Below are 13087 nucleotides of genomic sequence, written 5' to 3'. Positions count from 1 at the left end.
GCTTGCAAATCGCAGTTTATAGTGTCATAATCGGAAGCATAAGACAGCAAAAGGAGGGCTATAGCTATGCCTTGTACAACCATTTTAGTTGGAAAGAAAGCATCGTATGACGGTTCCACCATGATCGCGCGAAACGACGATTCCGGTGCAGGCCATTATACATCGAAAAAATTTGTAGTGATTCACCCGGAGGAGCAGCCGAGAACCTATAAAACCGAGATTTCTCATCTGACCATTGAGCTTCCGGACAATCCGATGCGGTACACTGCAGTGCCAAACGCAGAAAAAGGCGAGGGGGTCTGGGCGGCAAGCGGCGTGAATGCAGCGCAGGTCGGTATGACTGCGACCGAGACAATCACATCGAATCCGCGTGTGCTGGGTGCTGATCCGCTTGTCGTTTATCAGCCGGCGGAAGACGGAAAAGAAGAGGTTCCGGGCGGAATCGGCGAGGAGGATCTCGTTTATATTGTTCTTCCTTATATTAAAAGCGCCAGAGAAGGTGTCAAAAGACTGGGCAGCCTGCTGGAGCAGTACGGTACATACGAGATGAACGGCATTGCATTTCAGGACCACGATGAGATCTGGTGGCTGGAGACGATCGGCGGCCATCACTGGATGGCAGTGAAAGTGCCGGATGACCATTATGTGGCCATGCCGAACCAGCTTGGAATCGACCATTTTGATCTGGAGGATGCACTCGGCGAACAGAAGGAATATATGTGCTCAGCAGACTTGAAAGAATTTATTGAAACATATCATCTGGATCTTTCTATGGATGGAAATTTTAATCCGCGCGATGCCTTCGGAAGCCACGATGATTCCGATCACGTTTACAATACACCGCGTGCCTGGTTCATGGAGCGCTGTCTGAACCCGCACACGAAAAAATGGGACGGACCGGATGCCGATTACACACCGGTATCCGACGATATTCCGTGGATGATGGTTCCAGAGAAGAAGATCACCGTAGAGGATGTGAAATACGTACTGTCCTCCCACTATCAGGGAACACCGTACGACCCGTATGCCGCATACGGCGATAAATCGTGGAAAGGGGCATACCGATCCATCGGTGTCAACCGGACCGATTTCCTTTCTGTCATCCAGATGCGCCCGGATCACAAAGGAGACAACGGCATTTTGCAGTGGATTGCATTTGCGTCAAATGCATTCAATGTGCTGGTTCCGTTCTACACCGATGTGACGACAACACCGGAGTATCTTTCCAACACAACGGGAGAGGTTTCCACAGATAATTTCTACTGGGCAAGCCGCATGATAGCAGCAATGGCAGATGCGTCCTATAAGTCTTCTATCTTCCACATTGAACGGTATCAGGAAAAGGTGATGGCAAAAGGCCATGCACTGATCCATCAGTACGATGCGCTGCTTGCAGGGGAGACAGACGAAACAAAACAGACACAATTGAGAGAAGAAGCAAACAACAAAATGGCTGAAATGCTGAAAAAAGAGACGGGTGCAACACTGCACAAGGTACTCTTTGAACTCAGCAACCAGATGAAAAACGCGTATTCCAGATCGGATGCGTAAGGCTTTTTAAGGGAAAGAATAAGAGAATGGTTCTGCGCGCAGGAAAAATTGCGCGCAGAATCATTTCCTGTCCGGAACCGCCTCGAACAAACAGGGTGTTACAGTTCGCCGGACACCGGTGAACGATACGATCCTGATAAAAAATCTCAGCGTACTTTGGTGAATTTTGTTGACAACAGGCAGTTCCTGTGCTACAATAAACCAGCGACATGGAAGAAGGTCTTTTTTTTATGCCTGAAATTGCTGAAGTACGAGCAGCAAAAACAGGGCAGAAATGAAGAGACCGCCGCTGATCCGCAAGGATCACAAGCGATAACGCAAATACACAGTGGAGGTGGAAGTCGTGCGCGTAAAAATCACATTGGCATGTACTGAATGCAAACAGCGTAATTACAACATGACAAAAGAGAAAAAGAACCATCCTGAGAGAATGGAGACAAAGAAGTACTGCAGATTCTGCAAAAAGCACACAATGCACAAAGAAACCAAATAATCTTTGGTAAGAGGTGATCCAATGGCAGAAACTGAAAAAAAAGCATCCAAAAAGAGCTGGTTCAAGGGCTTGAAAGCAGAGTTCAGAAAAATCATCTGGGTTGACAACAAAACGCTGGGCAAGCAGACCGTTGCAGTCGTAGCGATCTCTGCAGTAACCTGCGGGTTAATCACCCTGGTTGACAGCGCTGTAATCGAGTTCGTCAATTTATTGATCAAATAAGGATAAAGGTGTCAGAATGTCAGAAGTAAACTGGTATGTAGTCCACACCTATTCGGGCTATGAAAACAAAGTAAAAGCCAATATTGAGAAAACAATTGAGAACCGTCATCTTGAGGATCAGATTTTGGAAGTACGTGTTCCTATGGAAGAAGTTGTTGAAGTCAAGAACGGAACCAAGAAACAGGTACTCCGGAAATTGTTTCCGGGCTACGTTCTGATCAACATGATCATGAACGACGATACCTGGTATGTTGTCCGCAATACCAGAGGTGTTACGGGCTTCGTAGGACCGGGATCCAAGCCGGTACCGCTTACGGATGAGGAAATGGTGAACCTTGGAATCACCGGTGGTGAGGAAAAGGTTGAGCTTGACCTTGAAGTCGGCGATGCAGTCGTTGTAACAGGCGGCGCATGGAAGGATACAACCGGACTGATTCAGAGTATCAATGATACAAAACAGATGGTTACCATCAATGTTGAGCTGTTCGGCCGCGAAACGCCGGTAGAAATAAGTTTCGCAGAAGTCAAGAAGATGTAAGAAATGCCCCAGGGGCGTTTCGTGGGAGGGAAATTCCCGCAATTACCACATTTATTTAGGAGGTGCCGTAAAATGGCAAAGAAAGTTACAGGATATATCAAATTACAGATTCCTGCTGGTAAAGCAACACCAGCACCACCGGTTGGACCTGCACTTGGACAGCACGGAGTAAACATCGTACAGTTTACCAAAGAGTTCAACGCAAGAACAGCAGATAAGGGAGACCTGATCATCCCTGTAGTTATCACTGTATATGCAGACAGAAGTTTCAGCTTCATAACCAAAACTCCTCCGGCAGCAGTTCTGCTTAAGAAAGCCTGCAACCTGAAATCTGGTTCCGGCGTTCCGAACAAAACGAAAGTTGCTACTATCTCTAAGGACAAAGTTCGTGAGATCGCAGAGATGAAGATGCCAGACCTGAATGCAGCAACTGTTGAGGCAGCTATGAGCATGATCGCAGGTACCGCAAGAAGTATGGGTATCGTTGTAGAGGACTAATTTAGAAGAAGAGTTTACATCTTCTCGTATTGACGTGGGAGGGAGATTCCCGCAACTACCACCAGGAGGTTATTAGACAATGAAACATGGTAAGAAATATTTAGAGGCTGCAAAAGCAGTTGATCGTAGCATTCAGTACGATCCGGCAGATGCTATTTCCACAGTTAAGAAATTAGCTACTGCTAAATTTGACGAGACAATCGAAGTTCACATCAAAACTGGTTGTGACGGACGTCACGCAGACCAGCAGATCCGTGGAGCAGTTGTTCTGCCGCACGGTACCGGAAAACAGGTTCGTGTCCTTGTTTTCGCTAAAGGCGCAAAAGCTGATGAGGCTGTTGCAGCAGGTGCAGAGTTCGTTGGAGCTGAGGAGCTGATCCCGAGAATCCAGAACGATGGCTGGTTTGATTACGACGTTGTTGTTGCTACACCGGATATGATGGGTGTTGTTGGTCGTCTGGGCCGTGTACTTGGACCGAAAGGTTTAATGCCAAACCCGAAGGCTGGTACCGTAACTATGGATGTTACCAAAGCCGTTAAAGAGATCAAAGCAGGTAAGATTGAGTATCGTCTTGACAAAACAAACATTATCCACGTGCCAATCGGAAAAGCTTCTTTTACTGAGGAGCAGTTAAGCGACAACTTCCAGACGCTGATCGGTGCAATCAACAAAGCAAAACCGGCTACTCTGAAGGGACAGTACCTGAAGAGCGTTACTCTGGCTCCTACTATGGGACCTGGAGTTAAGGTTAATACTTTGAAGCTTGCATAATAAATGAAATACTGAGAACCCCCGGGGCTGTAATGGCTCCGGGGGTTCTTTGCGTTGAAAAACGGACGCAGGGGAAAGGCGAATTCCGATTCCTTAAGAAAGAGCTTTATTTCAATGGGAAATAATTGAAAAAGATCAAAATAGTGTTAGAACATGAAAATTAAGATCAAGTATTCTGCCCGAAATGTTAGTATAATACTAAGTAGAAAGCAAACGAAAACAGCAGAGCCCGCGTGCGCTTATGGGGCGGCGGGGGATGGAAAGGGAGGTTTTTATGCAGTATTTTGAAAAACAGGGAAATGCGCTGATTTTCCGGCAGGATGGGGAGACGGTCCGAATGGAGCCGTGGCAGAAGGACAGTCTTCGGGTGAGAGGTACGCTTCTTTCGGAGATAGAAGAGGGAAGCATTGCACTGCTTGATCCGGAACCGGTGGAAGCGGAAATTGAGCTGGTGGATGAACTGAAAGCGACGATCAAAAACGGTAAAATCCAGGCGGTTCTCGAGCTTCAGCCGTGGGGACAGAAGCTGCGGATTACGTTCCTGAATCAGAAGGGCGAGGTGCTGCTCTCCGAGATCGCGAACGGCGGAGCGCTCTGCCTGCGCGCACACGATTACCGTGCATTGAAGGGCGGCGCTTATCAGCTGAAAGTATCCTTCGATTCCAACCCGGATGAGAAGATTTACGGTATGGGACAGTATCAGCAGGAGCGAATGAACCTGAAGGGATGCAACCTGGAACTGGCGCACCGCAATTCGCAGGCGAGCATTCCGTTTTATGTATCGAGCCTTGGCTACGGCTTCCTGTGGCACAATGCAGCAGTCGGTGAGGTTCATTTCGGAACAAACACAACGGAATGGCTGGCACGCACCACAAAGCAGCTCGACTACTGGGTAACCGCAGGTGATACCCCGGCGGAAATTGAAGAGCACTTTGCAGATGCCATTGGCAAAGTTCCGATGATGCCGGAGTACGGCCTTGGCTTCTGGCAGTGCAAACTGCGCTACTACAATCAGGAGCAGGTACTGAATGTGGCACGCGAGTACAAAAAACGCGGCATTCCGCTGGATGTCTTTGTCATCGACTATTATCACTGGCCAAGATGCGGTGATTATCGTTTTGATGAAGAATATTTCCCGGATCCGAAAGCAATGATCGACGAGCTGCATGAGATGGGCATCGAGACGATGGTTTCCATCTGGCCGCAGATCGACTGGAGAAGCGAGAATTACGAAGAAATGAAACAGCAGGGACTCCTCGTGAAGAGCAACGCAGGTGTTGATGTACAGATGCTGTTCCATGGAAATAATGTCTTCCTGGATGCAACAAATCCGAGAACAAGAAAGTATGTATGGGAGAAAGTAAAGAAAAATTATGCAGATCTCGGCATCCGCACCTTCTGGCTCGATGAGGCTGAACCGGAGTTTTCAACCTATGAGTACGAGTGCTACCGCTACGCCGCAGGCCCGGTGGAAGAGATCGGAAATATTTATCCAAGAGAGTATTCCCGTATGTTCTACGAGGGCCAGAAAGAGAGCGGCCAGGAGGATATCGTCAACCTCGTCCGCTGTGCATGGCTCGGAAGCCAGAAATACGGAGCCCTTGTGTGGTCCGGCGATATTTTCTCAACCTACGAGGACTTCCGCAAACAGATCTGCGCAGGCCTTCATATGGGATTGTGCGGCATTCCGTGGTGGACAACCGATATCGGCGGATTCCACGGCGGTGTGACCGAAGATCCGGACTTCCAGGAGCTGCTTGTGCGTTGGTTCCAGTTTGGTACCTTCTGCCCGGTTATGCGTATTCACGGAAACCGAAGACCGAGAGAAGAAATCATCAACAAGGCTGGCGAAGTGCGTGAGGGAACCGGAGCTGACAACGAGGTATGGAGCTTCGGAGAGAAAAATTATGAAATCCTGACAAAATTCATCGGTGTCCGCGAAAAAATGCGCGATTACACGAGAAGCCTGATGGCAGAAGCACACGAAAAAGGAACACCGGTCATGAGAACGATGTTCTATGAGTTCCCGGAAGATGCAGCATGCTGGGACATCTCCGATGCTTACATGTTCGGCTCCGACATCCTTGTAGCACCGATTGTCCGGCCAAAAGCAACGAGCCGTACCGTTTATCTGCCGGCCGGTGCGTCCTGGACGCTGGCAAATACCGGTGATGTTTATGAGGGCGGAAAAGCCTATGAAATTGAGGCGCCGATCGAAACACTGCCGATCTTCCTGCGCAACGGAAAACAGGGATATCTGGTGGGAGAGATCTGATTTAACCGAATCAAGTAAGTCACCTGCTTCGAGTACGAAAAGTAATAAGCAGTGGTTGGGGACTTGCCTGTATCAGGAGGAATGCAAGCTTCTTCTGATAAACTGCGGAGCAGTTATTTGGTTATGGGCAGGCAGCCAATGCGGATTGCAGATAGCTGCATGAAAAAAGAAAAGGAAAAGGGAAAAGCATTCCAGAAGATCGATAAGATCCAAAGGAATGCTTTTCCGATGTTATAAATCAATCACGGATCCGAAAATGGGATTTTAGCCTTGTTCCGCATATGGGCAGGCGGACAGAAAAACTTACGGAAGCGGATGGCCTGCCGCCAGATACAGCTCATACCATTCTTCCCGCGTCAGCGTAATAGCACATGCCGCGATAATCTCTTTCAGGCGGTTTTCACTTGCCGTACCTGTGACAAGCTGCATATTCGCCGGGTGGCGCAGAATCCACGCTGCCGCAATCGTGGTATCACTGACGCTGTATTTTTCGGCCAGTGCACAGATTTTCCGGTTCAGTTCCGGGTACTCGTCGCTTCCAAGAAAACATCCCTTCCATGATGGCATCTGGAACGGCGACCATGCCTGAAGCGTAATGTCGTGAAGACGGCAGTAATCCAGCAGACTTCCATCGTGATCGACAGAACCCGGAGTCTCCATGTTCACTTCCATGCCATTTGCAACAAGGTTGGAAACCGGAATGCTGAACTGTACCTGATTGGCAACGAGTGGCTGGCGGACATATTTCTGCAGCAGTGCAATCTGCATCGGCTTGTGGTTGGAAACACCGAAATGGCGGACCTTTCCGCTCTCAAACAGAACATCAAAGGCGGCAGCTACATCTTCTGGTTCTACGAGCGCATCCGGCCGGTGGAGCAGCAAAAGATCGAGGTAATCCGTCTGCAGACGTTTTAAAATACCATCGACAGATTCCAGGATGTGGTCTTTCGACAGATCATAGAAGCCCTGGCGGATGCCGCATTTGGACTGGAGAAAAATATCCTCCCGTTTCAGGGACGGATCGCCGGAAAATGCCTCACCGAACACAGTCTCGCTCATGCCGCCGCCGTAGATATCCGCGTGATCAAAGAAATATGCGCCCTGCTCCAGAGCGGAGTGGATAAAATGATTCATCTCGTCCTTCGATTTTTCGGAAAGCCGCATGCATCCGACTGCAATGGAAGGAACTTTTCGCAGGTGATTGCCTAAAATTGTTTCTTTCATAGTAGAATTTTCTCCTTTGCAATGCTTCTGTATTCGCAGAGGTTTTCGTAAAGCAGGCGTGGAAGGACTCTGGAAGTACAGAAAGAATAGTAATTACGTTGCTTTTAATATATCATTTAAGTGCACTTGAAAGTCAATGGTTTTTGAGGGAAAGAGAATAAAAAAATCGCCGGAATCGATCAGAATTCGACCAGAACACAGAAAATCCGTATTTTGTTAACAAAATCGGAACAAAATCGACAACAAAGTTTACTTGCATTTTCAGAAAAATGATGTAAGATAGGGGTATTCGAAAAAAAGATCCGACAGGATCTGTGAAGTGGTATTGAATCAGATAATGGAGGTTTTGCGATGGATGCAAAAATAATAGCCGGAATCCTGGCCGCGGGAGGCGCAGCCTTAGCTGTCGGCGGCATATATAGCATGAATAAGAAAACAGGTTATTTTAAAAAGGGAAATTCCGTCCGATACGATGTTTCCCGTATTCCGTTTAAAAAAACAAGTCCGTTAAAAGGAAAAACAGTTGTATTTTTGGGATCCTCCGTGACGAAGGGCTTTGCTGCCCACAACAATTCGTTTGCGGAGTACATAGCGAAGAAAGACAGCTGTACCTGCATCAAAGAAGCGGTCAACGGAACCACGCTGATTGATAATGGTGAGGATTCCTACATCGAGCGTATGCGCGACAGGCTTGATCCAAAGCAACAGGTGGATCTTTTTATCTGCCAGCTGTCCACTAACGATGCAACACGCAACAGCCCGCTCGGTGAAATTTCGGAATCCCGCGATCTGGAGAGCTTCGATGTCGAAACTGTCTGCGGCGCGATTGAGTATATCATTGCATATGCAAAAGAAACGTGGCATTGCCCGGTGATGTTCTATACGAATCCACAGTATGATTCCAAGCCGTACGCGAAGATGGTAGAGGCGCTTCTGAAAATTCAGGAAAAATGGCAGATCGGTGTGATCGATTTCTGGAATGACGAACAAATCAACCGTGTTTCCCCGGAAAAACGAAAACTGTATCTTCAGGATCCGATTCATCCGATGAAGGCCGGCTATGCCGAGTGGCTGGTGCCTGTGATGGAACAGCGGATTGGTGAATATCTGGAACAGCAGGTATAAGCAAAGAGGAAAATAAAAATACTTTCGTGGTTTCTTTTGAAAAGATTCCGCGAAAGTATTTTTTGATTTACAGGAAACTTCGTTGAATTTTCCTGTAAATTAAAAAAGCCCTCCGGGCAGGATCGCACTGCGGCGGAGTGGAATTATGTCGCCAAAGCGACCCGCCGCAGGCGGAGAATCCTGCCGTAGCAGGATTCTTTCTTTTCTACGAGAACAGTGAGGCGGGATCCGCGCCTGCATTTTCCGCGTTTTTTCGTTTCTTACGGATCCGGAACTGTTTGAAAATGCCACAGATGGCAGCGTAAAGCTCCGGTTTTAGTTCTTCAAGCGGAACCGGCTGCTGGTACAGGATAGCGTTGTAGCTTGTACCGCTTACAAGCTCCAGAATCATATAGAACATCAGCTCCGGTGAACGATACGTATATGCTGCATGAGAGAGCAGAGATTCATAGATAGTGTAGATGGCCGGCGTGTCGGCAAACGGAGCAAAGGTAAGAGAATTTTTGAAGAATCCCCAGCTCAGATGCTTGGAAATAAGCGTCACGAGGCTGTGGTTGGCGGCAAACTGGTCGAGGATATTGTCGGTGATAAAAAGCACCTGCTCTTCAAAATCATGGATATCCGGGTGGCGCAGCAGATCTGAGTAGGCGGCCTGAAATACCTGACTCGCCTTATGTGCAATCAGATGATTCCGAATATCGTACTTATCTTTGAAATAAAGATAGAAGGTACCTTTTGCAACGCCGGCGTTATTCACGATATCCGAAATGGATGTTTTACTGAAGCCGTTGTTGATAAAAAGTGAGAAAGCAGAGTCCAGAAGGGACTCACGTTTCATTTGTTTGTTGTTGTCAATTTTTCCCACAGAGAGTCTCCTTTCCTGAAAAATATCACATCATGTGTCATTTACTTAACTACAATTATAGTTAGAATACATGGAAACTGTCAAAGGGAAAATGACTAATTTTCTCATTTTTGTGACTATGCACGAAGAAAAAAATGACCGATCGTCAATTTTGTGCAGTATTTAATGTTGACTAAGAGTCATTTTTGCGTTATAACATTAGATGATTGAAAGGCATAGGAAAAACATCCTCGATCTGAGGGAAACAGTATCCCGCAGTATCTTACTCCGAGCGGGTTTTACTTCTCTTATGATCCTGGATTTCATCATAAAAAACCATTATAAAAACCACAGAAAGGAAGTTTATCACAATGAATAGAAACAGAAAACTGAGAAAACAGATGATGTCTGGTCTTGCTGTTGGTATGGCTGCTGTTATGGGAGCTGCTCCGGTTTATGCAGCGACAGGAGAGGACGCAGCGGTTTCCAAAGAAGAAACCGTATATGTAAATGCAAATGCAGACGGATCGGAAGATCAGATCACCGTATCCAACTGGCTGAAGAACGCAGGAACGGAAAAGAACCTGAAAGATGAGAGTGAACTGAAGGACATCAAAAACGTAAAGGGCGACGAGGAGTTCACCCAGAGCGGAAACGAGCTGACCTGGCAGACAGACGGCGAGGATATCTATTATCAGGGAACAACCACAAAAGAACCTCCGGTTTCCGTGAAGTTCACCTATTATCTGGACGGCAAGGAAATCAAACCGGATGACCTGGCCGGAAAGAGCGGAAAACTGAAAATCAAAGTTGACTATACAAACAACACAAAGACAACGGTTGACATCAATGGCAAGAAAGAGACGATGTACACCCCATTCGTCCTGATGACCGGAATGATTCTTCCGCAGGATACTTTCTCCAATGTCAAGATCGACAATGGTAAAGTCATTTCCGATGGAAGCAGAAACATCGTAATCGGATTTGGTATGCCGGGCCTGCAGGAAAGCCTGGGATTAAATTCCGATTCCCTTGAAGATCTGGTATCCGGTGACAGCGATTTCGAACTGCCGGAAAGCCTGGAGATCACTGCAGATGTGGAGAACTTCTCTCTGGATTCTACCTTCACCGTTGCACTTGACGATGTTCTCGACACCATCGATACCGACAACATCACCGGATACGATGATCTGAAGGATGCACTGAGTGATCTTGAGGATGCTGCAATGGAACTGGTTGACGGTTCCAAGGCACTCTCCGATGGTGTGGATACTTTAAAAGACAGCTACAAAGAGCTGGATGACGGTATCGGAACGTTAAAAGACGGCGCTGACGAGCTGAACAGCGGAGCCGGCACACTGGCAAGCGGAGCCGGCACACTGGCAAGCGGAGCATCGACTCTGGCAAACGGAACTTCTACTCTGAACAGCGGAGCTTCTACCTTAAACAGCGGAGCAGCTACCCTGTCCAACGGAGCATCCACCTTAAGCAGCGGAGCTTCTTCCCTGGCAAGCGGCGTAAACTCCTACACCGAGGGCGCTGATACCCTGAATAAAGCAATCCAGACGTATCTTGGAAAGAACGGTGTGCTGACTGGAAGCGTAACCGAGTATGTAAACGGTGTGAATAAAGTCGTTGCAGGCGTAAAACAGTACACCGACGGAACAACACAGCTGTCCGACGGCGTTGCTTCTTATGTAGCAGGCGAGAAACAGCTTGCAGCAGGCGCTGAGCAGCTTCAGCCTCTGGCAGACGGCCTGACCGAGGTAAACAGTGCAATCGCAACACTGAACGCAGCACTCGACGGAAAAGATGAGAATGATATTTTAGCAGGAGCAAAACAACTCTCCGAAGGACTGACCAGTTTGAACGAGCAGCTGCAGAGCACCGATGTACAGAGCCTTCTGACGATGGTAGACGGTATGACCAGCACCGGTTCTACCCTGATCTCCGAGACCGAGGCACTCTCCGGGGTTCTGAACACCACAATCGCAGGATCTGTCAACAGCATGATGACAAACGGCAACGAGCTGATGAGCCAGATGGATACGCTGTCCAAAGGACTTGAGAGCTACTTAAGCGGTCTGGAGGCACAGATCACGAATCAGGCAACGCAGATGGGAACCCAGATGGCAGCACAGGTTCAGGCATGGGCAGACGGAGCAGCAGCACAGCTGAACCAGGAAGCAACAGCAGCAGCACAGAGCGCAGCTGATACAGCAGCAAGCCAGGCATCCGCCGATGCAGCAAAACAGGCAAATGATCAGCTCTCTGCAGCAGCAGCTACACTGGATGCACAGATTTCCGCAGCTAAGAGCGCTGGAAATACAGAGCTTGCCGATTCCTTAAGTAAAGCAAGAAACCAGATCGGAAGTGTCAGCGTTTCCGCTTCCGCCGGAACCGTTTCGGTTACTCCGGTTACAGCTCCGCAGATTACCCTTCCGGAACTGAACTTCGAAATCGAGCGCCCGGATCTCTCCGGTCTTGCAGCAATGCAGCAGAAGATGAGCGACATCAAGAGCCGATACAGTGATCTGCAGAAGACGGTTGCAGCTCTGATGCCGCAGCTTGAGACCATGAAGAAACAGATGCAGACCATCACCGATAATAAAGCAGTTGTTGAGCAGAATCTTGGTGCAATGCAGAAACTGACCGCAGGTGTGGCACAGCTTGATGCAGGCGGAAGCACTCTGTACAAGGGCATCGATACTCTGTCCGCAGGTGTGAGCCAGCTGTACAGCAGCACAAATGAGAGTTTTGCAAAAGCAACAGCAGGCATCAATGCATTGAACGCAGGATTTACTCAGCTGAGTGCTTACAATGATACGCTGCTTTCCGGCGCAAGCCAGCTGAAAGCAAATGCACCGGCTCTGGTTGAGGGTGTTACGACTCTGCAGGGCGGCACGACACAGCTGACCGCAGGTCTTGGACAGCTGGGAAGCCAGTTAAGCGATGGATCTGCAAAACTTTCTGCAAACAGCGGAAGCTTAAGAAGCGGTGCTTCTCAGGTAGCAGGCGGAGCATCCCAGCTGGCAAGCGGAGCCTCCACACTGGCAAATGGAACTTCTTCCCTGGCAAGCGGAGCTTCTGAACTGAACAGCGGAGCTTCTACGCTGGCAAGCGGAGCATCTACGCTGGCGAGCGGAGCTTCTACACTGGCAAATGGAACTTCTTCTCTGGCAAGCGGAGCTTCTGATCTGAAATCGGGAAGCAGCAAGGTTGTTGATGGTATTGACGAGCTGTCCGATGGGGCGAAAGAACTGGCTGACGGTACGAAGAAGTTTGAAGAAGAGGGTACCAGCAAGCTGAAGAGTACCTTTGAGGATGATCTGGGAGATGTACTGGATCGGATTCAGGCGCTGAATTCGGATAAATGTGCTTATACTTCTTACAGTGGTAAGGCAAATGGAATGGATGGAAGCGTGAAATTTATTATCGAGACTGCAGCAATTGAAGCTGCGGAAGAGTAATGTGATTCCACGGTAGATTGTGAGGCCGCCTGCGGTCGGGATATTTCCCCGACCGCAGGCGGCATTTACGTTAGG

11 protein-coding genes are annotated in these 13087 nt (G+C 48.4%); 9 read left to right on the top strand and 2 right to left on the bottom strand.

The annotated features are described in order from the left end of the window. The first annotated feature begins 66 nt into the window (after positions 1 to 66). The 7 genes from DXB83_RS09405 (at position 67) to DXB83_RS09375 (ending at position 6349) form a co-directional block, all read left to right on the top strand. A complete protein-coding gene (locus DXB83_RS09405; protein ID WP_118697502.1) occupies positions 67 to 1551 on the top strand; it encodes a C69 family dipeptidase in 1485 nt (494 codons plus the stop codon). 343 nt (positions 1552 to 1894) lie between these two features. Next, positions 1895 to 2044: a 50S ribosomal protein L33 gene (rpmG, locus tag DXB83_RS09400; RefSeq protein WP_055219257.1), complete on the top strand. Its 150-nt coding sequence runs from the start codon at positions 1895 to 1897 to the stop codon at positions 2042 to 2044. A gap of 21 nt (positions 2045 to 2065) precedes the next feature. Then, positions 2066 to 2266: a preprotein translocase subunit SecE gene (gene secE, locus DXB83_RS09395; protein WP_022463243.1), complete on the top strand. Its 201-nt coding sequence runs from the start codon at positions 2066 to 2068 to the stop codon at positions 2264 to 2266. Between the two features lie 16 nt (positions 2267 to 2282). Next, entirely contained in the window at positions 2283 to 2804 is a 522-nt protein-coding gene (gene nusG / locus DXB83_RS09390; protein ID WP_022463244.1) for a transcription termination/antitermination protein NusG, read from the top strand. A 72-nt stretch (positions 2805 to 2876) separates the two neighbouring features. After that, entirely contained in the window at positions 2877 to 3302 is a 426-nt protein-coding gene (rplK, locus tag DXB83_RS09385; RefSeq protein WP_022463245.1) for a 50S ribosomal protein L11, read from the top strand. A 79-nt stretch (positions 3303 to 3381) separates the two neighbouring features. After that, positions 3382 to 4074, top strand: a complete 693-nt coding sequence (rplA, locus tag DXB83_RS09380; protein ID WP_022463246.1) for a 50S ribosomal protein L1 — start codon at positions 3382 to 3384, stop codon at positions 4072 to 4074. Positions 4075 to 4348: 274 nt separating this feature from the next. After that, positions 4349 to 6349: a glycoside hydrolase family 31 protein gene (locus tag DXB83_RS09375; protein WP_117509912.1), complete on the top strand. Its 2001-nt coding sequence runs from the start codon at positions 4349 to 4351 to the stop codon at positions 6347 to 6349. 303 nt (positions 6350 to 6652) lie between these two features. Here the strand turns inward: DXB83_RS09375 and DXB83_RS09370 are convergent, their stop codons facing one another. Then, positions 6653 to 7573, bottom strand: coding sequence for an aldo/keto reductase (locus DXB83_RS09370; protein WP_117509911.1), 921 nt, complete (start codon positions 7571 to 7573; stop codon positions 6653 to 6655). Between the two features lie 351 nt (positions 7574 to 7924). Between DXB83_RS09370 and DXB83_RS09365 the strand changes: the two genes are divergently transcribed. Further along, positions 7925 to 8698 carry an SGNH/GDSL hydrolase family protein gene (locus tag DXB83_RS09365; protein ID WP_117509910.1) on the top strand — a complete coding sequence of 258 codons (774 nt, stop codon included), beginning with the start codon at positions 7925 to 7927 and terminating at the stop codon, positions 8696 to 8698. 205 nt (positions 8699 to 8903) lie between these two features. Here DXB83_RS09365 and DXB83_RS09360 read toward each other — a convergent pair whose 3' ends face one another. Then, positions 8904 to 9563, bottom strand: a complete 660-nt coding sequence (locus tag DXB83_RS09360; RefSeq protein WP_117509909.1) for a TetR/AcrR family transcriptional regulator — start codon at positions 9561 to 9563, stop codon at positions 8904 to 8906. Positions 9564 to 9913: 350 nt separating this feature from the next. Here DXB83_RS09360 and DXB83_RS09355 point away from each other — a divergent pair, with 350 nt between their 5' ends. Continuing rightward, positions 9914 to 13012: a hypothetical protein gene (locus tag DXB83_RS09355; protein ID WP_117509908.1), complete on the top strand. Its 3099-nt coding sequence runs from the start codon at positions 9914 to 9916 to the stop codon at positions 13010 to 13012. Positions 13013 to 13087 lie beyond the last annotated feature (75 nt).

Source organism: Blautia sp. OM06-15AC (assembly GCF_003481425.1).
Lineage (GTDB): Bacteria > Bacillota > Clostridia > Lachnospirales > Lachnospiraceae > Fusicatenibacter > Fusicatenibacter saccharivorans.
The sequence above is the reverse complement of the archived record's forward strand: the minus strand, read 5'-3'. Positions and strand labels throughout refer to the sequence as shown.